Origin of the sequence: Haloarchaeobius iranensis, assembly GCF_900103505.1 — an archaeon.
GTDB classification, from domain to species: domain Archaea; phylum Halobacteriota; class Halobacteria; order Halobacteriales; family Natrialbaceae; genus Haloarchaeobius; species Haloarchaeobius iranensis.
The window spans coordinates 16579-40443 of the sequence record NZ_FNIA01000026.1 but is presented as its reverse complement, the minus strand read 5'-3'; the positions used below and the strand labels follow the sequence as shown (position 1 = coordinate 40443).

18 protein-coding genes and 1 pseudogene are annotated in these 23865 nt (G+C 64.5%); 8 read left to right on the top strand and 11 right to left on the bottom strand.

Translation table 11 applies throughout. The annotated features are described in order from the left end of the window. A pseudogene (locus BLT27_RS16520) lies at positions 1-1917 on the top strand (hypothetical protein); the annotation flags it as partial. A 1170-nt stretch (positions 1918-3087) separates the two neighbouring features. Here BLT27_RS16520 and BLT27_RS16515 read toward each other — a convergent pair. From BLT27_RS16515 to BLT27_RS16505, 3 genes are read right to left on the bottom strand one after another with little or no spacing between them, the layout of a single operon-like run. After that, positions 3088-3903, bottom strand: a complete 816-nt coding sequence (locus BLT27_RS16515) for a DUF7982 domain-containing protein (RefSeq protein ID WP_089735893.1) — start codon at positions 3901-3903, stop codon at positions 3088-3090. Beyond that, complete coding sequence (locus tag BLT27_RS16510; protein ID WP_139172376.1) at positions 3900-4340, bottom strand: DUF8163 family membrane protein; 441 nt, start codon at positions 4338-4340, stop codon at positions 3900-3902. The genes BLT27_RS16515 and BLT27_RS16510 overlap by 4 nt, the downstream gene beginning before the upstream one ends. Beyond that, positions 4337-5755, bottom strand: coding sequence for a DUF58 domain-containing protein (locus tag BLT27_RS16505; protein WP_175526500.1), 1419 nt, complete (start codon positions 5753-5755; stop codon positions 4337-4339). Before BLT27_RS16505 ends, BLT27_RS16510 begins: the two co-directional genes overlap by 4 nt. Positions 5756-5889: 134 nt before the next feature. Here BLT27_RS16505 and BLT27_RS16500 point away from each other — a divergent pair, with 134 nt between their 5' ends. Both BLT27_RS16500 and BLT27_RS16495 read left to right on the top strand, forming a co-directional pair. Then, entirely contained in the window at positions 5890-8031 is a 2142-nt protein-coding gene (locus tag BLT27_RS16500) for a DUF4129 domain-containing protein (protein ID WP_175526499.1), read from the top strand. A gap of 67 nt (positions 8032-8098) precedes the next feature. After that, complete coding sequence (locus BLT27_RS16495) at positions 8099-9214, top strand: DUF1616 domain-containing protein (protein ID WP_089735885.1); 1116 nt, start codon at positions 8099-8101, stop codon at positions 9212-9214. Between the two features lie 98 nt (positions 9215-9312). On the opposite strand, the gene BLT27_RS16490 is transcribed toward BLT27_RS16495, so the two are convergent. After that, positions 9313-9810, bottom strand: a complete 498-nt coding sequence (locus BLT27_RS16490) for a hypothetical protein (RefSeq protein WP_089735883.1) — start codon at positions 9808-9810, stop codon at positions 9313-9315. Positions 9811-9954: 144 nt separating this feature from the next. Here BLT27_RS16490 and BLT27_RS19315 point away from each other — a divergent pair, with 144 nt between their 5' ends. Then, on the top strand, positions 9955-10410 hold the full coding sequence (locus BLT27_RS19315) for a hypothetical protein (protein ID WP_139172375.1): 456 nt from the start codon (positions 9955-9957) through the stop codon (positions 10408-10410). A gap of 425 nt (positions 10411-10835) precedes the next feature. Then, a complete protein-coding gene (locus tag BLT27_RS16485) occupies positions 10836-12059 on the top strand; it encodes a glycosyltransferase family 2 protein (protein WP_089735882.1) in 1224 nt (407 codons plus the stop codon). Between the two features lie 65 nt (positions 12060-12124). Here the strand turns inward: BLT27_RS16485 and BLT27_RS16480 are convergent, their stop codons facing one another. The 5 genes from BLT27_RS16480 to BLT27_RS16460 form a co-directional block, all read right to left on the bottom strand. Next, entirely contained in the window at positions 12125-13771 is a 1647-nt protein-coding gene (locus tag BLT27_RS16480) for a hypothetical protein (protein WP_139172374.1), read from the bottom strand. Next, positions 13768-16563: an FtsX-like permease family protein gene (locus BLT27_RS16475; RefSeq protein WP_175526498.1), complete on the bottom strand. Its 2796-nt coding sequence runs from the start codon at positions 16561-16563 to the stop codon at positions 13768-13770. Before BLT27_RS16475 ends, BLT27_RS16480 begins: the two co-directional genes overlap by 4 nt. A 123-nt stretch (positions 16564-16686) precedes the next feature. Further along, positions 16687-17661 (bottom strand): AAA family ATPase, encoded by a 975-nt coding sequence (locus tag BLT27_RS16470; protein WP_089735876.1) that lies wholly within the window; start codon positions 17659-17661, stop codon positions 16687-16689. Next, a complete protein-coding gene (locus BLT27_RS16465; protein WP_089735874.1) occupies positions 17658-18710 on the bottom strand; it encodes a DUF4350 domain-containing protein in 1053 nt (350 codons plus the stop codon). Before BLT27_RS16465 ends, BLT27_RS16470 begins: the two co-directional genes overlap by 4 nt. Further along, positions 18711-18986, bottom strand: coding sequence for a DUF8044 family membrane protein (locus BLT27_RS16460; RefSeq protein WP_089735872.1), 276 nt, complete (start codon positions 18984-18986; stop codon positions 18711-18713). A gap of 286 nt (positions 18987-19272) precedes the next feature. On the opposite strand from BLT27_RS16460, the gene BLT27_RS16455 reads away from it, so the two are divergent. The 3 genes from BLT27_RS16455 to BLT27_RS16445 all read left to right on the top strand — a co-directional run bounded on the left by BLT27_RS16455 (position 19273) and on the right by BLT27_RS16445 (position 21604). Beyond that, positions 19273-19785, top strand: coding sequence for a metal-dependent hydrolase (locus BLT27_RS16455; RefSeq protein ID WP_089735870.1), 513 nt, complete (start codon positions 19273-19275; stop codon positions 19783-19785). A 99-nt stretch (positions 19786-19884) separates the two neighbouring features. Beyond that, entirely contained in the window at positions 19885-20751 is an 867-nt protein-coding gene (locus BLT27_RS16450) for an alpha/beta fold hydrolase (RefSeq protein WP_175526497.1), read from the top strand. 136 nt (positions 20752-20887) lie between these two features. Further along, positions 20888-21604, top strand: coding sequence for a hypothetical protein (locus BLT27_RS16445; RefSeq protein ID WP_139172373.1), 717 nt, complete (start codon positions 20888-20890; stop codon positions 21602-21604). Between the two features lie 59 nt (positions 21605-21663). Here the strand turns inward: BLT27_RS16445 and secY are convergent, their stop codons facing one another. Both secY and BLT27_RS16435 read right to left on the bottom strand, forming a co-directional pair. Next, a complete protein-coding gene (gene secY / locus BLT27_RS16440; protein ID WP_089735865.1) occupies positions 21664-23151 on the bottom strand; it encodes a preprotein translocase subunit SecY in 1488 nt (495 codons plus the stop codon). Positions 23152-23379: 228 nt separating this feature from the next. Beyond that, complete coding sequence (locus tag BLT27_RS16435) at positions 23380-23865, bottom strand: uL15m family ribosomal protein (RefSeq protein ID WP_089735863.1); 486 nt, start codon at positions 23863-23865, stop codon at positions 23380-23382.

Genomic DNA, 23865 nt, shown 5'->3' with positions numbered 1-23865 from the left:
GACGATGCGTTCTCCCACCGGGACCTCCATGCTGCGCTCCGGCAGCTTCACGAGCGACAGACGGCGCCCGCAGTCTCCGACCCGGATTTGGAGAAGATGCTCGCCGGCGTGACGGCGAACAGCGCCCGGTCGTTCGACGAGATCATGCAGGGGGTCGCGAACCGCATCGAGAAGATCCCCATCGACCAGCGACTCGCCGCGATATTCGACCACGTTCCCGAAGAGGGCGACCCGCACTTCGACCTCGTCGACTACCTCGACGAGAACGTCGTCGTCATCCTCGATACTGGATCGCTGCGTCCGGCCGCCCAGCGCGTGCTCACGCTGCTCGTCCTCTCGAACCTCTGGACGGCGCTCAGGCGTCGACTGAACAGGAGCGACGGCGACCCACCCCTGGCGAACCTCTACATCGAGGAGGCCGCGAGCGTCGCCGACTCAGACCTCCTGCAGGAGCTGCTCGCGCAGGCACGGAGTTTCGGCTGTGCGGTCACGCTCGCGATGCAGTTCCCCGCCCAGCTCAAAGCGGACAGACGGATCTACGACGAGCTCCTGAACAACGTCTCCACAGTGGTCGCGGGCAACGTCCCGCGAGATCGGGAACTGGCCGCCCGGTTGGCCACGGACGACATGGACGCGAGAGACGTCGGAAACCGACTTCGGGCGCTCCAGCGCGGCCAGTGGCTCGTGAAGCTCCCTGCGGCGTACGGGCAGCCGGAACCGCGACCGTTCACCGTCGAGTCTGTCGCGCCGCCCGCGGGGCACCCTGCCCACGACCCCACGCCGAGCCGGTCCGAGGAGTGGGCGTTCCAGGACGCGAAGCTCGACGTCCACGAGCGGACGCTGGAGACCGCGGGGCTCGTCCTGGGCTCGCCGAGTGTCCGGACGGCCGACACTGAAGAGTCCACAGACGACGCTGAAGACACGGCGTCCGTCGACGAGAGCGTGCGCGTCGACTCCGCACTCCCGTACACACAGCGCATGCCGTCGACCGTCGACTACGAGGAGTCGATCCACGCGCTCCGCTGCACAGAGTGCCAGAACCGCTACGACCCTGATATCACGGGGATGGAGCGCGCTATCTCGTGCTGTTCGTCGCTCGACAAGGTCGACAGGGACGACATCCCGGTCTGCAACCTCAACCTGAAGCTCACGCCGGAGGAGCGCGCCGTCTCGGAGTGGTCCACGGAGCAGCTGTTTTTCATGCAGGCGGTGTACAACGCCCAGCAGTTGCGGTACGATACCCTGGAATACGACCTCCTCTATGACTCGATGATCCGGTTGCAGGAGTACGTTGGTATCGACAGTGGCGACGTGCAGGATCTCATCGACACCGACCTGGTCCGGCACGATGGGGACCACCCACACCGATTGTTCACCGTCTCGCCCGAGGGACGGACCGTAATCGGCGAGAGCTACCGACAGGGCGTCGACTACGGTCACGGTGCGGGCGACCTCGAGGAGTCGAGTCTGCACGTCCTCATGATCGAAACGACTCGACAGTACCTCGAACAAGCGTTCGCCGCGGACCCCGAGTCACCCGTCGTCGAGATCATCCCGTACCACGATATCGACGAAGGCCGACGCCTCGACCTGGCTGGCGTCGACGAAGACGGTGAGATCCTCGTCGCTGCAGAAGCCGAACACCTGAATCACGATGTGCAGCGTGCTGTCCCAGAGGACTACGACAAGATGGCTGAGTCCGGCGTCGATGAAGCCATCTGGGTCGTTCCCGTCCGACGTGCGTGCCACGAACTCCTCTCCGTCCTGAACGACCCGCCCGAGGGTGAGCCCCGCGTCGAGAAGTCCTACAGCTCGTCGACGCCCCCACGGCAGTTCAGTATCGACACCCCCGGACTCACTGCCATCTACCCCCTCACGTACGTGCGCGATACCCTGCTCGAAGAGCCGTCCCGGTGAATCACTGACGCGGCGCTGGTGCGACCACCCCCGACCACATGATTGCGCACCCCTCACACTACTGCCCTGGTGACGAACGCTGGTCGCCCAGACAGAACACATGCTCCACCACCGCTCGCAACGGTGCCCATCACTGCTGGCACGCTCGCGACTCTCTCTCGCTACCCAGCTGTGTGGTCACCCATCGAGCAGCCAGTAACAACGTGTCCGCCACGGCGACTGATCTTCCACGATCGGAGTAGTGCCGTGAAACGCACTGACAACCTCCGATAGCCTCGCTAGTTCGGTCTGCATCATTCCACAATCGGCCTCAACACCCGCAAGAAGCACGCTCTCGCTGTGATGACGGTGAGTGTGGAACCGGAGGAACCCCAATCAGAGGGCGATTCCTTGGACCCCAGATAGCAGCTAATGAACCATGAGACGGCCGAAAACCATCGAAACAGCAGCATCGAACGCTCGTATGAAGCCTGTAGTCCTCCCCCCGAACTCGCGTCTCAGACAAAACCGCAAGACAGCGACCGGTTGTGGAAACTCGGACATCTCGAATAGCCCACTCGCTACGACAGTTCACGCCCGTCAACCAACCATAGAATCCATCCATTGCGCTCCCTGTCACCCGGTTTCGACGAAATTGGGAACTCCCTCGCACATCGACACCGCGCTCGATAAACCCTCCACAACAAGTTCACAAACGACAGTACAGCGCTACTTGCGGATGTTCAGGCCGATTGTGGAACAAACTCTAGGAGTTTAGCGAATCGTTAGAGCACGCTGCGGTCCGCAAACCGCTTCAGCCCAATTGTGGAGATGGATTCAGACAAATCTCTCTGCAAGGGCCACGCAAGTGGCGAGGACGAACCTCAGAGCGAAAGTGTACAGCCGATTCCGCACAGCAACACTGCGAGTCTGCCAATCAGCCGCTGGAGTTCGACTGTGTCGCTGGAAAGAACTCACGGGACCCCAGCGGATCGGATTGGAATATTCCAGCCTCTCACGGTTGTCCCAGCTTACGGCCGATTGAATCACTCCGATTTGGCAGACGAGAACCGTGACGTGTGGAGTGAACTCGTGACCATCGTACTGGGCTGGAAATACACTACTATGCTGGCGGTTCAGGACACGGAACGGGCTGCTCGACGGCCGGGACCACATTCGGACTCCCGACCGTCACCACGTAATCGTCACTCGACCGTCCGACTCGCTCACGCTCTCGACCTGCACCGCCCCATCGACTGCCTGTGTGGTGGCCACCGCACACAGGGAAACGACCGGGTGGTCGGGGCGCTCGAGACCGTCGATGGCGAGGCCATCGACCTCGATGGTGAGCGTGTCACCTTCGCGTTCCGCCGTCGCGTCGGTCACGAGCTCGAACTGCTCGACGATGGCGTCGGAGAGGACGGTGGGGAGCCGCCCGGGACCAAGGTCGCCACCGAGTGACTGGTCGAGCGACCGAGCGAGGATGGCAGCCGTCGGCTGGATGACGACGCCACGTGCGGTTTCAGTCCCCGTCGTCACGAACAGTCGGTCGGTTGCCTCGGGGACATCGTAGTCGGCGTGACGGGGGAGAAAGAGGGCTGCACCACCGACGCGTTCCTCGTCGGGAAGGTAGACGTGGGCCGCTCGAAGCCCGAGTTCGGACTGGAGGGCGGTGAGCGTCTCGGCGTGGGCATCGTACGCCGATGCCACCACCGAGGCGGAGAGCACGCGTTCAGGGGTGAGGTACCAGGTGAGGATGCCGCTGAAGACGCCGATCGACCCGACGACGACGAGCACGGTCCGTGCAGCGGGGAGCACAAGGCCAGCGAGCGCACTCGCCAGCCCGACGACGAGAAGCGCGAGCGCGGTGCGACGGTACGTCGTCCGCGTGCTCCGTTCGAGTTCCCGTCGGAGGCGCTCGTTCTCGGTGCGGAGTAGCGACAGCTCCGCCTCGCGGGCCGCGTCTTCGTCCCCTGATGGCGTCTCCACCGCCTGTGATTCACTCATCGCGTGACCAGCCCTGCGGTTACTCGTTCGTATCGGTGAACCCCATAAAGAACTGCTGCAATCACGACGGCGACGACACCAGTGGCACCCAGGAGCGAGCCTGCGGCCAGGTAGTGGATTCCGGCGAGCAACCCACCCGTGACTGCCGCAGCGACGACGAGCCCGTGCGTCCCCGTGCGTTCCGTGGTGACAGCTTGCGAGAGCAGGAGTGCGAACCAGAGGCCGCCCTGGACGACGAGGAACGGCGTTGCAAGTGATGGCTCGGTGAACACGACGGCAGCGCCGACCTGTCCCAGCGCGAACGGGAGCGGCCAGGGAAGCACGAGAGACAGCGCGAGCACGCCGAGTCCGACGAGCAGCCCCGTAGGGCCAGCGAGTGCGAACCCGAGGCTGGCCACACCGAGTGCGACTGTCGGGACCAGTGGTGGCGTGTTCATCGGCGCACCTCCCTGCCCGTCCCGGAACTGGCGAGGACGGCGTCGAGTCGCTCACCTGGCGCGACCTCGAAGACGTCGACGTGCTCGCTGACGAGGCGACGGCGGAACTCCTCGAACGCCGTGTACTGCTCGTAGGCTGCCTCGAGATCGGCGAGTGCTCCCTCCTCGAACAGGACCTGCGGCGCGACGAAGACGGTGACGTGTGCCGCCCGCTTGCGACTGGCGCGGACGGTCTCGGTCAGTTCCGCCTGGTTCGCGTCCGTCGTCACCAGGACAACCCACGGATCGCCGCGCGTCCGCGCGACAGTGGACCGGACGGTGTCGAACAAGGGGTCCTCGGTGACCTGCTCGACGTAGCCGGGTCGTTGCTCGGCGAACGACGAGAGGACGCGGTCGAACACATCGTCTCCGTCGAGGCTGCTGGCGTCGAGTTCGGTGAACGGTCGTTGCGTCGAGCGTTCACCCGCATCGGTGGGCGAGAGGTCGTAAATCTGGGTGGCGATACGGCGGTACTGTGCGGTCCCGGAGCTGGGCGGACTGTACACCGTCGGGCCCTCCTCTCCGATCGCCGAGAACCCGAGCGGGTCGTCACGGTCCCGAGCGTAGTCGACGAGCCAGCGGGCGACGGACCTGAGATAGTCGCCCGCGCGCCGTCCCTCCGGACCCACGGCCGTGCTGTGCCGGTGGTCGACGAAGAGCAGCGTCTCGAGCTCGCCTGCTGCCTCGTACTCACGGACGTAGGGCTCTCCCTGCCGGGCGGTCGTCTTCCAGTCGATGAGTCCCTGCGGGTCCCCGGTCACGTACTGCCGGGGCTCGCCGAGCGTGAATCCGCTGCCACCGATCTCCGCGTCGTGTTCGCCCACGCCGAGGCTGATACGGTTTCCTCCCTGCCCGACCGCGATGTCGGTCGGCGTGCTCGGGTCCACGGTACAGGACACGGCGTTTCCGACCGGCGCGCGCTCGGTGAACAGCCCCTGGGCGCTCGCGAGGGAGACGGTCGCGGGCCCGAACTCGAACGTCCCGGCGACGTCGAACTCGTAGACGCCGGCGACGCTGTACGTGGCGCTGGGCTGGGTAACGTCGATGCGCTCGGCTCCCTCAACGTGTGTGGCGACCAGTGGCGGGGACAGTTCGACGCCGGTCACACCGTGGATAACGCCGCCATCGGCGATCGTCACTCGGGACTCCAGCGGCCGCTCGACGCTCGTCGTCGGCTCGGAGAGCGTCTGTGTCGTCTCGGTCTCACGGACCACGGTCCTGACGGTCCGGGCGAACGAGACCGCTTCGGCGACGACCCACGCTCCGACGCCGAGCGCGCCGTAGAGGTAGAGCGTCGACTGCAGAAGCACCGCCAGCGCGGCGAGGGTACTCCCGACCCCGAGGACTGCGAGACACCGCCGAGTCGGCTGCATCATCTCACCCGACCCAGTGGACCACATTCAACCCTTTGGCTTTCACGTGTGAGCGCATCGGAGGATGCGATAGCGTTCCACCGAACCTGTCGATGCCGAAAGACGTTTACCGGGGACGTACCCACCCTCAGACAAGCATGACAGCTCCTGCCCGGGCACTCGCGCTCTGTGTGCTCCTCCTCGCGGTGCCGGTGGTGGGTGTGGTGGGAGCCGATGGGCCGATCTCCGACGCGACCGCGGCAGCTTCGTCCACTCCGCTGACACCGCTGCAGGAGGGCCCGGATGACGACACCGGGAACAACACGACGGTCCAGCACCGAGATCCGGATACGGTCGGCGAAGATGGCGATCTCGGCGCCATAAAGAGCTGGCTGTCGGGTCGGATGGCCGCATCATTGCGGGACAGCAGCGTCCAGATCAGTCAGGGACAGTACGAACGCGGGCGCTCACTCGTCGGCGACGAGTACGATGGGTTGCTCGCCCAGTACGTCGACGTGGCTGGCGAGACGGACGCGCAGGTCGACGACGAGACGGCCGACACGCTGACCGAGACCCGGGAGACACAGCGTGCGTTCGCCGAGACCGCGGAAGCCTACGAGGAGACCTACGAGGAGTACCAGACGGCGAAGGCGAACGGCAACGAAGCGCGAGCCCGCGAGTTGGCGCGAGAGCTGGACACCCTCGCCGAGAGGTTGCGCGGGCAGAACCGAAATCTCACTGACAACTACCGGCGGCTTGGCAACCAGACCGGACAGGACTTCTCGGGGACCATCCAACGGTTCGACGGTGTGACCGGGAACACCACGTCGCAAGCCGCTGAAATCAGAGGGGCAGAACTCGTCCGGACGACACTCGTCGTCCGACCGAACCGGACGAGGACGTCGTTCACGCGACCGGTCGAACTGCGCGGCGAGCTCCGGGTCGCGGGGAACGAAACACTCCCGTCTGAAGTGCAGTTCACCGTCGCGGGGACGAGTCGAACCGTCGCAGTCGGGCCGAACGGCTCAGTCTCGCTGCCCTACCGGCCAGTGACCGTTCCGGTCGGCGACACGCGGCTGAACGTGACCTACGTCCCGGAGTCCACGTCGCTGTACCTGGGCTCGAACGCGTCGGTCGACGTGACGGTGCTGGCGGAGAGCCCCACGGTGACGCTCTCCGACCGGAGCCAAGAAGCCGGGTTCGGGGACGAGGTCCGCGTCGCAGGCCAGGTCTCGGTGAACGGCACGCCCGTCGGTGGGGGTCCGGTCGATCTGCTGGTCGACGGCCGACGACTGGCGTCGACGCGCACCGCACCGGACGGGTCGTTCGTGACGACGGCGGCACTCCCGGCATCGGTCCCGACCGGCGAGGTCGATGTCGTGGTTCGTGCCGGACAGCCCGACCAGGCCATCGAACGGAACGCAACCACAACGACGCTCTCCGTCACGGAGACGCCGACGGACCTACGTGTCGAGGCGTCGGGGTCGGACGACGCGCTCAGCGTCTCGGGGCAGCTCACGACGGCCGGCGGCGTGTCGCTCCCCGACCAACAGGTCCGGGTCTACGTCGGCGGCGAGTTCGTGACGACGGCCCGGACGAGTGCGGCCGGCGACTTCGCGACGACCATCGACCGGCCGGCAGTCACGGACGGCGTCGCAGTCCAGGTCTTGTTTGACGGCCGGGGCACCAACCTGGCCAACAGCTCGGCGCGGACCCGGGCTGACCTCGCGACGGGGGGCGACGGCTCCGGTGCGGAGGCCGGTGGCTCGGGTTCGGGTGGCGACGGGGGCAGTTCGGGCCCAGCCACAGGTCTCTTCGGCGTGCCGCTCGGTACCCTCGTCCCGCTCCTGGGTGGCGCTGTCCTGCTGCTTGGGGCTGGCGTCGTCGTCCTCCGCAACCGTCGGCGGGGGAGCACCGCAACGGGGGATGCAACACCGACCGAGACCGCAACGGGGTCGTCCGACGACGGCGAGATTCCTTCGGTCGCGGACCGCATCGAGTCTGCCAGGGACCAGAGCGCCGCCTCGCTCGTCCGCGCGTCGTATGGCACGCTGCGTGACGTCGTGTCCACGCTGGGAGACCTCTCCGAGAACGCGACCCACTGGGAGTTCTACCGCGCGGTGGTCGACGAGTTCCCGTCTGTCGCGGACGACCTCCAGCAGGTCGTCGAGGTGTACGAGCACGCGGCCTTCGCCGAGGAACCGGTCGACGAATCCAGTGCGGCGACCGCCTACAAGGCGGCGGTCCGTGTCGCGAAGACTATCCAGAGCGGGCCAGCCTCCGACCCAGGCGACGACTGAGTGCCCACCGTCTCGGCCGGTGCAACAACCGAACCACTTAATTATCGGACAGAGATAGCATCCTCCAATGGGGGACGTACCCGACTGGTGGCTGGCAATCCCGCGACCAGTACGGACGCTCCCTGCCGACCTCGCAGCGACCGCTGTCCTGGTCGTCCTCACTACCCTCGCAGTGTTTCTCCCAGTGGTCAACGAGACGCCACTCAGGGTGGTGCTCGGACTCCCGTTCGTCCTGTTCGTTCCGGGCTACGCGTTCATCACTGCACTGTTCCCGGAGGACGGGTCGTCGCCGGCAACCGCCGAGGATGACAGTACCGAGGAGTACGATGTCGACGACCCCGAAACGTCCCGTAGCGGCATCGACGGCATCGAACGCGTCGCACTCTCGTTCGGCCTCAGCATCGCACTCGTTCCGCTCATCGGGCTCGTGCTGAACTTCACGCCCTTCGGAATCCGGCTCGTCCCGATCGTCGTCAGCCTGGACGCGTTCACGCTCGTCTGCATCGCCGTCGCTGCCCAGCGTCGACAGCAACTGCCGACGGAAGACCGCTTCGAGGTGCCGTATCGTGAGTGGTACGCGGCCGGTCGCGACGAGTTCCTCGAACCAGATAGCCGTGGTGACGCCGTACTGAACGTCCTCCTCGTCGCGTCTATCCTCCTCGCGACCGCCAGTGTGGGCTACGCGGTCGCCGTGCCGAAAGAGGGCGAGCAGTTCTCCGAGTTCTACGTTCTCACCGAGAACGAGAGCGGCGACCTCGTCGCCGACGACTACCCGACGAACTACACCGTCGGCGAACAGCGCCCGGTCGTCGTCGGCATCGGGAATCACGAAGGTGAACAGACGGAGTACACCGTGGTGACGTCGCTCCAACGGGTCGAGCTCGTCGACAACAGAACCAACATCTCAGTGCTCGAAGAGACCGAACTCGAGCGATACACGACGACTGTCCCTCGGGGTGAGAACGCGACGCGGAACGTCCCGATTCAGCCCACGTTCACCGGGGAGAACCTGCGGGTCGTTTTCCTCCTGTATCGAGGGTCACCTCCAGCAAATCCGACTGTGGACAACGCCTACCGCGAGCTCCATCTCTGGGTCAACGTCTCGGCTACTAACGAGTCGGTCTCGATTCCTTCACCCGCGGACACCGGCGGACAGGACGGAAGGCCGCAAGTGCCCGTTTGAGACTCGGGGGCTGGGAGCAATGTCCGTCACGGCCGAAGCCCCTGCTGACTGGTTCTCCCTTTCGGAGACGAGTCTCCCACGGTGCCCTACGACACTCGTCACAGCCCTATAATCGGATACCAGAACGGGCGGGAGAGCCCGACGAGGAACCCGAGAATCAGTCCGTACACCAGGTGTAGGCCAGCCATCGTGATGTATCTGTCCGCCTGTTCGTCGTCGAACCCATCGACCGGACGGTACGGGGGGTCGACGAGGCCGACCACCCGGAGTACCGTCCACGGACCGGTCAGAACGATGCCGAACGCCAATGCGGTCAGCATGGTGTAGGGCAAGCTGGCAATCCACTTGCCCGACAGTCCGAGCAAGCCATGGAACAGCCACGGATACAGCCCGCCGACCAGGCCTCCGTACGCCACGAACAACACGACACCCCCGGCTTCGTACTGGTCCGCCTCACCACCGAATAACCTGGCCAGAAAGGTCGCCGACGGAAGCTCTTCGGACGGAAACCGACTGGTGTAGAGGCTCCCCATCGTCAAAGCGGCGAGTACACCTGCGAGGATACCGATTATCGTGATTGGATGCAGCCAGGCCATTGCGTGGCTATTTCTTGATCAATATACTTATGAGTTGCCGCCGATCGGCTCCGCCCCATCACGTACCGGCGGATACATTCGATGGACTGAAGAAGGAGATGATGGTTCCCTTGCTTTTTTATAACTGTTAATCTATCAACCTTTGTGAACCGTCGCACGTTCGTTTCCACGGGGGGCATCGCGATCCTTACCGGCCTTGCAGGTTGTACAGGCGAGAGCGGGAAGCCGTCTCCACCAGACGCGGATGCGTCGCCGGCAGAGTTACTTCCTGAACCACCGGAGAACTGGGAACGGACCAACACTCGCGAGGTCGGCGCCGGTGTCGGTGCCGAAGCGGGGATTGCTGGTACGTACACACCGGACGGAGATGCCGGCTATGCAGTTGCGGTATATCGCTTTCAATCCGAAGACGAGACCGAACAACTCGCGTCACAAATCACAGACCGTGGCTCCTTCTTCAACTTCAGCCACGCGGTCAGACGGCGGAACTTCATCTTCGCGGGGGTTCAGAACAGCGGGAGTGACTCAGAACTGGTTACACTGCTGGCCTCGATTCAAGCATTGACGGAGAGTCTGATAGCGGATACTAATCTCCTCTAACACCGCTGTCGTTGTCGGGTACTTTATTCCGACCGCCAGTTCCGGGGCAGGAGTATTCAATGCACATAATATAATACACAATTTGATAGGTATAATGAGGTAACGGTAGGTTATATGCGTAATGTCAGTCCTCTGGGTCGTATGGACATCACCACGGCGGACGATAATACACTAACAGACCAACCGTCTGACCTTGTATATTAATGGCTCAATTTCGGTGATAAATCGATAGCAACAACATATTAGTAGGATTGGAGTATGGGTACTTGTAATGGGGAGCCGGTATCCGCGTCAAGTCCGTGAATCACGTCTGAAATGTATCTCGTGCAATGCGCCGGTCGTGCAGACAGTAAGCGAACAATACGTCTGTGTGAACTGTGGTCAATCACCGATTACATCCCGGAAAGAGTGAACGAGGTCGATAAATGTCTACAAAAGCTGAATTCGACAGTAAACAAAACGATTCTGACATAGAGATTGAACAGGGGGAGGAGTACGAGCTGCTGCTTGGTGCAGAAAGCGAACAGGAGCCGGTAATCAGCGTCGTGATGCCGACGATGAACGAAGAGGAGGGTATCGTCGAGTGCATCGAACGCATCAAGACCGGGCTCACCGAGGTCGGTCTTGCCGGCGAAATCCTCGTGAGCGACGATTCCACAGACAGAACGCCCGAACTCGCGCGTGAGCACGGTGCAATCGTCGTCGAACCCGACGGTGAGGGCTACGGCTACGCCTATCGCTACGCGTTCGAACGGACGCGTGGCGAATACATCGTCATGGGCGATGCCGACACCACGTACGACTTCGAGCAGATACCGCGCCTGCTTGAACCGGTCAAGAACGGCGACGTCGACATGATGATGGGCAGCCGTCTGGAGGGCGAAATCAGGGACGGTGCGATGCCCACTCTGCATCAGTACATCGGAAATCCACTTCTCACGAAGTTCCTGAACGTGTTCTACAGTGCCGGTGTCTCGGACGCCCACTCCGGCTTTCGAGTGTTCACCCGTGAGGCCTACGAAGAGATGGGGCTCGAGACCGACGGGATGGAGTTCGCCAGCGAGATGATCATGGAAGCAGGTGCTCGAGATCTCACAATCGGCGAGCAACCGATCGTCTACCACGAGCGCCAGGGAGAAGAAAAACTCGAGAGCTTCCGTGACGGCTGGCGGCACGTCCGCTTCATGCTGGTCAACGCCCCCGGCTATCTGTTCTCCGTTCCCGGTCTGCTGATGGGGCTCGTCGGACTCTTCCTGATGGGCCTCGCCGGAAGCGGCGTCACTATCGGGCAGGCGAACTTCGGAATCCGGACGATGATCGCCGGGAGCCTCCTGACGATCGTCGGGTATCAGATCGGGAGTTTCGGGGTGTTCTCGTCGATCGCCGCGAACCCGATCCAGGAGCCACGTGACCCCGTCTCGCAACGGTTACGCGACGGCATCAGTCTCGAGCGTGGTGCCGGCCTCGGGTTGGGAATGTTCACCGTCGGTGTCGGCTACGCCGGTTACACGGTCTTCCAGTGGGTGACCGCTGGCTACGGCACCCTACCGTCTCTGCTGGCCGACGTTGCCGCGTTCACGCTCATCGTCCTCGGACTGCAGACACTGTTCGGCTCGTTCTTCATGAGCACGCTCGCGGACCGGAGCTGACCGGTCCGAATCACGTCACGACCGCTGGCCGGTTTGACTCGCGTTCGTCACGGATTCGGATGCTCCTAACAGCCGCTGCTACGGCCTCGGGGAACCGAAAGGAAAACTCTGTCATCGACACCAGATGCATAGACGAGGTTGCGCTCAACTCGCAACTGGACGAACCGTGTCTCCGAAACAGCTGCTGGGTCACGTGGATACAGTTGCCCACCCACAGTCGTCCAAGATCGTTGAACGAGCATCGGACAGCCGGGGGGCGGACTCCCGGTGAGATAGGCGTAGGTCGGCTCTACACGCCCGTCTGCCGAGCCGTGGTAAGGGGTGATTCGTACCAAATGGTCGTCACCCGTCCACGAGTCATCGACGCGGTCAACCACGAATCCCGAGCTCCGAAGCTCGGCTGGTGTCGTCACACCCTTGTACGAGAGCACGTCGAGGCCGCCGTACGCGACCGGGACGCTCGCCACGCTCGCAGCGAGGACCAGACAGGCAAGTGCACCGGCGACCGACCGTGAACTGGTCCCGGCCGAGATAGCGCCTGCCTGGCGGCCAACGGCCAGTGCAGCTCCTGTGCTGGCGATGGCGACGACGGGGAAGTGTGCGAACGTCTGCACGCGATAGAGCGTGTTGAGGTACTCCGCAGTGAGCGCCGCGGTCAGTGATATGCCGACGACGACCGTGACTGCTCCAACGAGCGCGACCAGCGTCGTCCCTGTGTCACCATCGAGCGTCCGCGGGACACCGACCGCGAAGAGCCCGACGAGCACGACCAGTGGAGCGATACCGTAGAGGACGGTGGGATTGGTCTGTGGAAGCCCGGGAAAGATAGGCGTGACCGCGTTCAGCGCCAAGATGACGAACCAGCCGGTGAGTACGAGGGCGAGCAGTGTCCGTTTGAGGTGGGCCCGCTGGCCGACGTACCAGGCGAACGTGACTGCAATCAGGAGTAACCATGCCAGGACGAGGTCGGGAACGGCACTGATGCGGGACTGCTGGATCACGGACGCCGCGGTCAGTGTATCGGCAAGAAGTGTGTACCCGACGAACCACAGCCAGTAACAAGCGCTGATTGAAAGGTACAGCTTCGGGGAACCGAGCCGATCGCGTCTGAGCGCGATGCCGATGAGAAGCGAAAGTGCGAGCGCCATGACGAACGCATCGAGGTTGTGAACGGCCGGAAGCACCCCGAGAGTCACAGCCGAAACCCACCACCACCGTCTGTCTCGCTCGGCCGTGTAGACGACCGAAACGAGTCCGAGCGGAACCAGCAACAGACCGACAGTCTGCTCGTCGACCGGCATCGACCGGTGCAGGTAGAGCCCCTCGATAGCGAGGGTCCACGCCGCGAGACAGGCCGCGTATCGCGTTCCCGTGGCGCCAATCCCAGCCTGCCTGCTCACGCGGGCCGTGACAGTAGCCAGGAACAGCACGGGGACGGTCCCGATGATGGCGAGAACTCCCTGGGAGTGAGACAGTGATTCCATTCCAGTCACGTGTGAGACCGTCGTCAGGAGCGCGGTGAAAGCGAGTTCGTCGGTTGCCATCTCCGCGAGTGGGAACTGGCCGCTCGCGACAGTCCCGTTCACGAGTCGAGCGTAGACGATCCCGTCAGGGTTGAACGGGAGGGGTGAGTGCCACAGCGGCCAGGTTCGAAGGGCGAGACCGACCAGCAATGCAGCGACCAGACAGAGCACTACCTGCCGACGGTTCACGACCCATCACCTCGGTCGAGGAGCGTCCGTGGCTCGGCACGAAGCGCCGGAACAGCCGCCAAGACCGTCCCAACGACAGTCAGCACGAGACAGGCACCGAGCGTCAGGCCAACCCACTGCAGGGTGAACTGCGGCGCGATGCTCACACCGAACAGCCTGAGAATCCCAGTCTCGTGAACGCCGAGGACGCTGACCGACCCGAAGATCATCGCGAGCCCTGTCGCACCGATACCGATACGAAGCGCGTCAGCAACTAGTATCCGGAGTACCTGTGCTCGCGTGGCCCCGACCGTCCGGTAGAGGCCGATCGCGTAGGCATTTCTATCCACGTCGTACGCGAAGGCCGCACTCGTTCCAGCGATGGACATCGCGGCGGCGAACCCGAGCACCACGGCGAAGATGACCTGCACGTTGCCGAAGACGGTGGCGATCGCGGTCCCGATGCCGGTCCCGCCGCTCGCGCTTCCAGAGCGAGCAGCGATCGCGGACGCCAAACGCCGGTCGCCTCGGACCGTGAGCGACTGTGTCGCGACCAGTTCACCATGAGCCTCCGCAGCGAGTTCGTACTGCCCGGGGGAGAGCCGGCCGAAATCGAGCCCGATCCGACGACTGGCACCGGGAGCGAGCGCTACCGAAACAGAGCGGACCTCGCCTGGGCCACTGCTTGTCACGGTCTCGGTGACGGTCCGGTTCCACGGATTATCGACCACGAGTGTCGGTCTCGCCTGTGTCAGTGGCGTGATCGAGGACGACGACTCCCAGCGATACGTGAGCGCTCGCGTCGCGTTCTCGCTCACGACGACGTCGACCTGTGATTCGTACGAGCCTCGCTGTACGGTGAGTGTCCGCGTTCCCTCCCGGGAGAACGAGAGCAACGCCACGCCATCCGCTCCGGTTCGCGTCGACCGCTCGTCGACCGTGAGAGTCGCGTTCGCCGGCCCTCCCTCAAGGGTCTGGACGTGGACCTGCAGGGTTGCGTTCGGGGGGACTCGTTCAGGGAGCCCACTAACCGTGACGGCGTCCTGTGGGAGTACCGTGACTGTCCGGCTCTCGTCCCCGGCTCGGAGTTGGGTCTCCCCAGTGCGCTGAGCCTGTGGTCGCCAGGTCAGGGTCGCCTCACTCGACGGGCCAACAGTTGCCGAGAGCGTCGTCTCTGTGGAGCCGAGCCGAGCAGGCACCGTCACCGTCTGCTCGGTGCTGGTCGGGTTCAGCACCGTCACGTTGACCGCTACGGGACCCCCTACGGCAACTCGCGACGGTGACGTGACATCGACGACACGAGTGCTGTCCTCGCCCCCGATTGCTTCGTCGAGCCGGACGAAGTGCACGTCTCCCGGTTGCTTGTTCGTGAGGTGGCGTGCAGTGGGGAGCGAGACGAGCAGTTGGTCGTCGTGGTAGCCGCTCGCCTCGTACCTGCCCACAATCTTCACCGTCGTGAACGCGGGTGTGGTGCTCCCGCCGACGGTCACCGTATCACCCACGTCGATTCCGAGTGACGCGGCGAGGTCAGCCCCGACGACAGCCTCGTCCCGACCCGTCGGCTCCTGTCCTTCGACCATCGTCGCATCGCTGACCGGCGCGAACCGATCGTACTCTGCTCCCCTCACGAGGACAGCACGGTCATCGAGGACGCTGAACGCGAGGATCTCCGGACTCGCCTGGACACCAGCGGACTCGAAGACGCCGGCGTACGACGCCGGGACCGAGCTCGCGACAGGGTGGACGGCAGTTGGCTCGGAGACGGTCTGTCCCGAGCCAGATACGAGCGGCCCGAGCGCACCACCAGCGGCGGCGAGCAGCAGTACAGCGGCCACAAACACCGTCAGCGCGCTCGCCGCGGGCCAGACGACGCGCCAGTCGAGCAGCGTCGGTGCGAGGCGGCCACCGCGACCACCCGCGTGGTCATCTCCTCCGATATGGGCGGGTTCGGCCCGGAGGACGGGCCGCGTTGCGAGTCCACCCGCGACGACCGCAATCGCGAAGACGATCGCATAGCCACCGAGGAGTATCGACGCCGCAACGCCGGTCGCACTCACGGTCAGCGAGGTCGGAAGCCCTGCATAGATGGCGATATTGACGGCAGCGTTCGACCCGATGAGCCCGACTGCGTAGCCCAGCGCGATGCCGACGCCGACGAGCAGTGCCGACCTGGCCATGAAGTCGCCGACGACGCGCCGTTTCGTCCCACCCGTCGCCCGTATCACGCGAATCGCCTGTACCCTGTCACGGACCGTCATCCGTGTGACGCTGTAGACGATGCCACCGGTCAAGACGCCCACACCGACGGCCGTCGCGAGCAACAGCTGGCGGAGTCCGGCCGTCGCCGTGATGAAGAACGGCAGCGCACCGCGAAGGGGTGTCGCCGACGTCCGTCCGGACCCGTCACCGCTATAGAGGACGTAGCCACCAGTCCCCCCGAACGTGCGAACGGCCGACTCGTTGCCGACGTACCAGTCCGGCGGGACGAGTGTCCGTTGATTCGCACGAACCGAGACGGGAATCGTCGCGGTGGGACTGCTCCCCGCTATCTCGATTTCCGTCGCCGCGTCGATGCTCCCGCGTGACAATCCAGTCTCCGGTGGGCCCGGCAACTGAACGCCGGTCGTGGAGCGGACACGAGCGGCATCAGCGGGGGTCACGCCGACGACGGTCGCTGCCTCACCATCATCTCCGATGCGTCCCGCTGGCAGGTACACACCATCCTCCGTGTCCGCTCCCCCGTCGACGCGCTCGACGGCTCCCGGGGAGTCGAACTCGGCCGCAATTGCCGTCGTCTGTGCCGAGATCGCCATCACGAGGAGTACGGTGCTCGTAAAGAACGCAATCGAGACCGCGACCGTGAGGACCGTCAGGTGGTCACGTCGTGTCCAGCGCAGCAGTAGAGAGCGACGATACGACATCGGAGCGGAGTTCGGTCACTCCCCCGCCGGTTGCGCGACGCTGGCGTCGGCGACGTCGGGCGGTGCGACCGACTCGAGCGTCGCCTCGATCACCGACTTGGATGTCACGCCACCGAGGTCGGCCTCCGTGTTCAACACGACCCGATGCCGGAGCGTCAGGAGCGCAAGCGCCTTGACGTCGTCCGGGATGACGTACTCCCGCCCGTGAATGGCTGCTCGGGCTTTTCCGGCGTGCAGGAGTGCAAGCGCCGCACGCGGCGACGCGCCCACGTCGACGTTCTCGTCCTCCCGAACCGCGCGGACCACATCGATGATGTACTCCTTCACCGGGTCGGACACGTGAACGGCTTCGACCTGCTCTCTGAGGTCGCCGATCGTAGACGGTGAGAGGACCGGCTCGATGCTCTCCGCGTCGAGCGTCGACTCGCCGTCGAACCGGTCGATGATTCGTCGCTCGTCCTCCCGGCTCGGCGTCTCGACGACGAGCTTGAACTGGAAGCGGTCCCGTTGCGCTTCCGGGAGTTCGAACGTACCCTCCATCTCGATGGGGTTCTGCGTCGCGATGGTCATGAAGGGCGTCGGCAGCGGGAGCGTCTCACCCTCGATGGTGACGCGTTCCTCCTGCATCGCCTCGAGGAGTGCGGACTGCGTCTTGGGGGTCGCACGGTTGATCTCGTCGACGAGGAGGACGTTCGAGAACACGGGACCGCGCTGGAGTTCGAACGAGCCGGTGCCCTCGCGATAGATGTGCGTGCCCGTGACGTCAGCCGGCAGGACGTCTGGCGTCATCTGGATGCGGTTGTAGTCCAGGCCGACAGCTCGTGCGAACGCGTGGCCCGCTGTCGTCTTCGCGACGCCAGGAACGCCCTCGAGGAGCACGTGGCCTCGCGTGAGGAGCGCGACAGCAAAGTGTTCGATGAGGTCGTCGTTACCGACCAGAACGGTCCCGATCTCATCACGGAGAGCCTCGTACGCCTCGGCCGGGTTCATTGTTCATCTCCCTCGTTTCGGGAGGGGAGGTTAATACTTTGTGCGAGACGCTCGACGCGCGCCTCTTCCCACTCGGGATGCCGGTCGCGGAGGAACGTCAGCACCTCTCGCTGGGTCAGTGTCGAGTCCGCGCCGGAGCGCCCGAGACGCTGGCCCAGCGCTGCGAGCACGCCATCTTCGCGTATCGCCAAGGCTCCGAGAGCAACCACGAGCGCCCCCAGCGCGAACTGTGCAAATGCCGAGCTGCGAAGGTCGAGGACGAGCGCTGTCAACGGCGGCAGCCCCGCGGAGTGCGAGTAATCGAAGGCGACCGTCTCGCCTGCGAAGAGGTTCGTCGCGAACGCTCTGTTGTCCCCCTTCTCGAGCATCGTATTGATGAACAGACTCGGATCAGAGACGGCTATCACCGTCCCCGCACCGACTGATTCGGTCGTCACGACCGGATATGACGCCAGCTGTTCGCTGTCGTCCAGCGCGTCGTTCCCGTTCGTATCGAGATAGCTGTAGTTCGAGCTCGCGACGATTGTCGTCGCGTTCGGCCCGGGGTCGACGACCGAGGGGTAGTTGAGCGCGACGCGGCCGACCGACTCAGTGTACTGACTCTCCGAGATGTTCGTCGCGACGGGAAGCGCCGGGGACGCACCGTGGAACCGTTCGTCTCGGAGAACGCGTCCGTCGACCCGGCTTTCGGCACCGACCGCAGCGAGCAGTTCGTTCGTCCCCCCGTCGAAGTCGCCCGCAACGACGAGGGTCCCACCTCGCTCGACGAACGACCGAAATCGTGCACGCGAGCTCGCGTCGTAGGACTCCGAAGGCGACAGCACGACCGCCGTCGTGTTCTCCCCCGGGAGCGAGTCGTAACCGCTCGTCTCCTGCAGGACCGTCACCTCCGCGCCTTCGTCGGCGAGCACGCGCGCATCGCGCGAGCCGTCCCATGCCGGGTTGTACCCGCCGAAGGCCGCCGTGGACGTACTCCCGGCCCAGAGCAGGCTCACGACGAACAGGCCAACGATAAACAGCAGGACGTACTGTGGGAGTTCGATCCGCATTCATAGCACCCCGGGCGGCAGAATGGCCAGAATGCGACGCACCACGACGTACGCGAAGACCAGCAGTCCGAGCCCGATGAGCCACTTCAGGCGGGCACGCCACGCTGGCGTGAGGTTCAGCGGCGCCGTCAGCTCGACGACCACGAGAAAGCCGATGAGCGCCGTCACGAAGAACAGCTCGTACTCCAACGAGTCGAGGAGTGCAAGCACCAGTGCACTCCCGAGGAACCAGCCCATGGTGGCGGAGACGAACCGCTGTCGGCGCGCCGTCGTCATTAGCGTAGGCTCTATACGGAACCGACAAGAGCCTGTCGTCTGCCCGTTTCAGCCCTCTATCTCGTTCCCACAGTCTGCACAGACGTCTGCCTGCCACCCCACCGTCTTGACTACCTTTCGCTCACCTTCACATGCCTCACAGTATGCTGTTTCTTCCATACTCGTCCCCGAATTGTACAACGGGTCATCGGCCATTATATTTATTACATGCTATATCAGGCAAGGGTAAAATTCCGGTCGCCTCGAGTCGACACCCCTAATTGCAGGCCAGAGCCAAGGATACACCATGTGGCCATGGGGACATGCAGCTCTCGGATACCTGCTCGGCCGAGCGAGCATGCCCGTCGACGACGGACACGGACCCGCCTTCGTCGCACTTCTCTTCGGGACGCAGTTCCCCGACCTCGTCGACAAACCACTCGCATGGACCGTCGCAGTCCTCCCCTCGGGCCGTAGCCTCGCCCATTCGGTTTTCGCACTCGCCGTCGTTTTCGGGGTCGCGTGGTGGGCCACCGGACGAAGCGACCGGCGGACGTACACTATCGGGTTCGGCATCGGCTACGCGAGTCACCTCTTTGCCGATTCGGTACAGTCGCTGGTCGGGCTGGAGTTCGAGTACCTGACGTTTCTGGCCTGGCCACTCCTGGCTCCCCCGCCGTACGAACTGGACTCGTCGTTCAGCGCGCACTTCGCCAACCTGAATCTGACGGCGTGGCTCTGGCTGGAGTTCCTACTCGTCGGGGTCGCACTCGCGGTTGCCGTCTGGACCGAGTACGGTGTTCGCATCCGGTCGGCGTGACGGGAGTATCCCGAATCATAAACACCACCGGTGTAATATCTGAAACAGAATGTATAGTAAGACAACACTAAAGTGAGCGGGATTCGCTCACACACTGTTGTGCCATATGTTGAAACGGGAGAGGTCGAGACGTACTACGAGCACCACGGCGAGGGTCCACCCGTGGTGTTCATCCACGGGCTTGGCTGGGATCACCGCTCGTGGCGACCGCAACTCACGGCTCTCGAGGACGAGTACCAGGTAGTGGCTTACGACTACCGTGGGCACGGAGAGACCACCGGGTCTGGTGCGTCCGTGCGCTCGATTTCACAGCTCGCCGGTGACCTCCACGCGCTCGTCGACGAGCTCGGTATAGAGCAGCCGGTGCTCTGTGCGCACTCGTACGGTGGGCTCATCGCTGCCGAGTACGCCATTCAGTACCCGGACGCGGTCAGTGGCATCGTGTTCGCCGACGCGCGGACTGCCGTCGGCGAAACGACCGTCGAGCGGGTCATGTTCCGACTCCAGCCGGTGTTCGACCGCGCGGCGGACGTCGTCGGCGAAGCCCGGGTCGAACGGGTGCTAGAGTTCCTCGCCAAGCGAGTCGGCGGGATGGAGGAAGGCCCCGAGAAGGAGGTACCGGAGCTCGGAATGACCACGAGCGAATACGCCGAGGACGCCGGGGAAGCGTTCTCCTCGGAGGCCCAGGAAACGTGTATGGACGCTGCGCTGGCGTACGTTGGGACGAGCCCGACCGACTTCCACGTTCCCGTCCTGTACGCCTACGGCGAACGTACCGGTGGCGCCATCGCGAGCAAAGCAAAGCAGTTGGAGCGAGCCCCGACCGACGTGCGCGTCGAGGAGATTGTGGGTGCCAGCCACGGCGTGATGCTGGACCGGCCGGACGTGTTCACCGAGACGGTGCGGGAGTTCCTCGCCGACGTGACGAGCGAGCAGGACGTGGGAGCGCCGGCTGCCGACGGCTGAGACAACGGCTGCAGATCACGAACGTCATGCTCGAAGCCTCCTCGGGCATCGTGGCCGTCTCCTGTCCCGAGCGACGACTCGCTGGACTCGCCCCCGACCACACGTTCATATCGACGGCCGGCAAACGAAGACAGCGATGCGCACCATCCCCGACAGTCTCCTCGCCGTCGATATCGAGACCGCGAGCCCGAACCGGTCGCCGGAGGGCTCGGACTTCAGGGAGACGGAGTACTTCGAGCTCGTCGCGGTCGGGCTCGGACACCAGCCCGCGCCAGACGCGCCCGTGGAGACGGCCGTCCTCTTTCGCGACGGCGGCTGGAACGTCGAGGCCACCGCGGACCTCCTCAGGCGGGTCGACGACTGGTGCCGGGGGCGCGAGGCCGACGGGGTGCTCACCCACAACGGTAACCGGTTCGACGCCATACACCTCGGCGGCTGGGCCCAGCGGGCCGTCGAACACGGGACGTGGCCCGAGGCGACCGGCCGAATCGACGCGCTGTTCGACCGCCACGTCGACCTGAACCCGCTCGCGGTCGACGCCTACGCCGACCGCCTCGAGTCCTGGCGCACCACGGTCGCCCTCGAGGACGTCTGCCGTTGGGAGGGGATCCACGTCGCGCCCACCCACTACGCCGACTACGATATCGGGCCGGTCGGGAACCACCCGGCCATTGACGGCGCGACGGTGACGGACGTCCACATCGGGGCGGTGCTGGGCGAAGCGTACGTCGCCCAGCTCGTCGAGGGACGCACGGACACCCGCGAGTTCGCGGAACTCGAACGCCTGTTGACGGACTACACGCGAGCCGACATCGAGCCGCTGTTCCGGCTCGCGCGCTCGTTCGGCGACTGAGCTGGCGCTGGACGAGAGCGGTCAACACGAGAGATGACGAATCGAAGTGACGGAGCCGCCTAGTTGCCGAACATCTGGCGCATCATCGGGTGCATCTCCATGAGCTGCTCCTCGGCGATCTCCTCGTACAGCTTGTACGTGATGGAGACCGTGAGCAGCAGGCCCGTGCCGGTGACGCTCCCGACGGTACCGAGCATGTTCGCCATGACGGCGAGCAGGCCGACGAGCGCGCCACCGATGACGGTCACCTGCGGGATGTAGCGCTCCATGACCTTCTCGATGACGCCGACGTTCTGGCGGAAGCCGGGGATCTGCATCCCGGAGTTCTGGATCTGTTTCGCGGTCGACTTCGGGCCCATGTCGGTCGTCTCCACCCAGAAGATGGCGAAGATGGCACCGCCGGCGATCATGAAGGTGAGGTCGACCCCGACACGGAGGATGACGTGGATGACGCCCTCTTGTGCGGCGACAGTAGCTGCTGTCCCTGTCTGGTCGCCCCACCAGATCCAGTCACTGGGACGCTGGACTGGAGCAAGATAGTAGAACAGGCCACCAATGGCCTGCCCGCTGCCGTTGTACTCGACGAGCCAGGCGGGAGCGCTCCCGAGGCTGCTGAGCCCACGGCCGAGGAACTGGATGTTCGCCTGCAGCGCGCGGACGAGGATCATCGGCAGGACGCTCGCGTAGATGAGCTTCACCGGGAAGCGACCCCGCGCGCCCTTGACCCGTGCGTGGCTCAGGGGTATCTCCACGCGCACGCTCTCCGCGTAGACGACGATGGCGAAGATGAGGAGCGTGGTAATCAGGGCGATGATGTGGCCCTGGTTGAACAGCAGGTCCTGGAACCCGGCCTGCGTGAACACGTTGACGCCCGTGCTGCCGGTCACGATGCCGAACCAGTCGCGGAACACGGCGATGAAACCGGTGACGAGTCGCTGGCTCACACCCGCGATGATGAACAGCCCGATACCGGAGCCGACGCCCCACTTGCTCACGATCTCGTCCATGAACAGGATGAGGACGCCGCCGATGAATATCTGGGCGAAGATGAGCCACCGGGTGGCCATCGAGCCGTTACCGACGCCGACGAAGCCAGCCAGGGTCTCCTGGGCACCAGGTGCGATCGGGAGGATACCCGACGAGAGGAACACCATGGGGACGGCGGTGAGTACCGTCATCACCAGCACCAGCACCTTCTGGAGGCCCTGGTAGAGGATCTGGTCACGGGGGTCGTCCGTGTCGAGCCCGAGGAGGTTCGCGCCGCCGAGCAGCTGCAGGACGATGCTCGCGGTGACTATCGGCCCGATGCCGAGGTGCAGTATCGAACGGTTCGCACCGGCCAGAATCGACCGGAACTGTCCGAACGCGTCGCCTCCGCCGGTTCCCACAGGCTGTGTTCCGTAGACAGTGATCGTCGTGAGGAAGAAGTACAGCACCAGTATGCCGCCGGTCCAGCCCAGCTTCCGCTTGAACGGGACGTGACCATCCGGTCGTTGGACCGATGGCATCCTGGTAAGGACCGGTTCGGCGGCTTCTTTCCAACCCATATACCGGGACAAACCGGGTGGATGCTTGTATGTACTTCGCTTTGCAGGCGTCGGCGTGACAGGATTTCACCTGGCGCTAGCGGCCGCGAGAACTCGTGATTCGCGAAGCCGCCGGTTGGACCGAACTGCGCTCCGGGACCGGCACCGAACGACGGCGGGCAGTCCACCGACAGCGATGCCACTCGTCGTTCGAGTACGCGAAAGAAAGCGTCGGACGGCGTCGACGGGTTACTCCTCGGCCGCGTCGTCGGCGTCGTCCTCCTCGGCGCTCTCTGCGCGCTCGGAGAGGACGGCCTCGCCACCGGCCTCCTCGATGAGGCCGCGGGCGCTCGCGCTGAAGGCGTCGGCGGTGACGGCCAGCTCGTTGCGGACCTGGCCGCCGCCCAGCACCTTCACCACGTCGGCGTCGTAGCCATCGTCGACCACGTCGCGGGCGTCGATGACGTACGTGTCCCCGTCCTGCTCGGCGAGGTCCTCTGCCGCGTAGAGGACCGCGTCCTCGTCGAGCTTCTGGACGTTGATCTCGACGACGTCGTCCTGGACGTCCTGCGGGCGCTTGAAGCCGTGCTTGCCGAGCGGTTCGTAGTTGTGGAACTCGTGCTTGTCGCGGCCAGCACGGCCGCGGCCGCCACGGTGGCCGGCCCCACGCCGGTTCTTGTGGGTGCCGCCGCCGTGCGTGCGAGAGCCGCGCTGGCGTCGTTTCTTGCTCGTCAT

Coding starts and splice junctions, on each gene's coding strand:
- BLT27_RS16515 (WP_089735893.1), bottom strand. CDS start 3,903: ATGAGTGAATCACAGGCGGTGGAGACGCCATCAGGGGACGAAGACGCG.
- BLT27_RS16510 (WP_139172376.1), bottom strand. CDS start 4,340: ATGAACACGCCACCACTGGTCCCGACAGTCGCACTCGGTGTGGCCAGC.
- BLT27_RS16505 (WP_175526500.1), bottom strand. CDS start 5,755: ATGATGCAGCCGACTCGGCGGTGTCTCGCAGTCCTCGGGGTCGGGAGT.
- BLT27_RS16500 (WP_175526499.1), top strand. CDS start 5,890: ATGACAGCTCCTGCCCGGGCACTCGCGCTCTGTGTGCTCCTCCTCGCG.
- BLT27_RS16495 (WP_089735885.1), top strand. CDS start 8,099: ATGGGGGACGTACCCGACTGGTGGCTGGCAATCCCGCGACCAGTACGG.
- BLT27_RS16490 (WP_089735883.1), bottom strand. CDS start 9,810: ATGGCCTGGCTGCATCCAATCACGATAATCGGTATCCTCGCAGGTGTA.
- BLT27_RS16485 (WP_089735882.1), top strand. CDS start 10,836: ATGTCTACAAAAGCTGAATTCGACAGTAAACAAAACGATTCTGACATA.
- BLT27_RS16475 (WP_175526498.1), bottom strand. CDS start 16,563: ATGGCGATCTCGGCACAGACGACGGCAATTGCGGCCGAGTTCGACTCC.
- BLT27_RS16470 (WP_089735876.1), bottom strand. CDS start 17,661: ATGAACCCGGCCGAGGCGTACGAGGCTCTCCGTGATGAGATCGGGACC.
- BLT27_RS16465 (WP_089735874.1), bottom strand. CDS start 18,710: ATGCGGATCGAACTCCCACAGTACGTCCTGCTGTTTATCGTTGGCCTG.
- BLT27_RS16460 (WP_089735872.1), bottom strand. CDS start 18,986: ATGACGACGGCGCGCCGACAGCGGTTCGTCTCCGCCACCATGGGCTGG.
- BLT27_RS16455 (WP_089735870.1), top strand. CDS start 19,273: ATGTGGCCATGGGGACATGCAGCTCTCGGATACCTGCTCGGCCGAGCG.
- BLT27_RS16445 (WP_139172373.1), top strand. CDS start 20,888: ATGCGCACCATCCCCGACAGTCTCCTCGCCGTCGATATCGAGACCGCG.
- secY (WP_089735865.1), bottom strand. CDS start 23,151: ATGGGTTGGAAAGAAGCCGCCGAACCGGTCCTTACCAGGATGCCATCG.
- BLT27_RS16435 (WP_089735863.1), bottom strand. CDS start 23,865: ATGACGAGCAAGAAACGACGCCAGCGCGGCTCTCGCACGCACGGCGGC.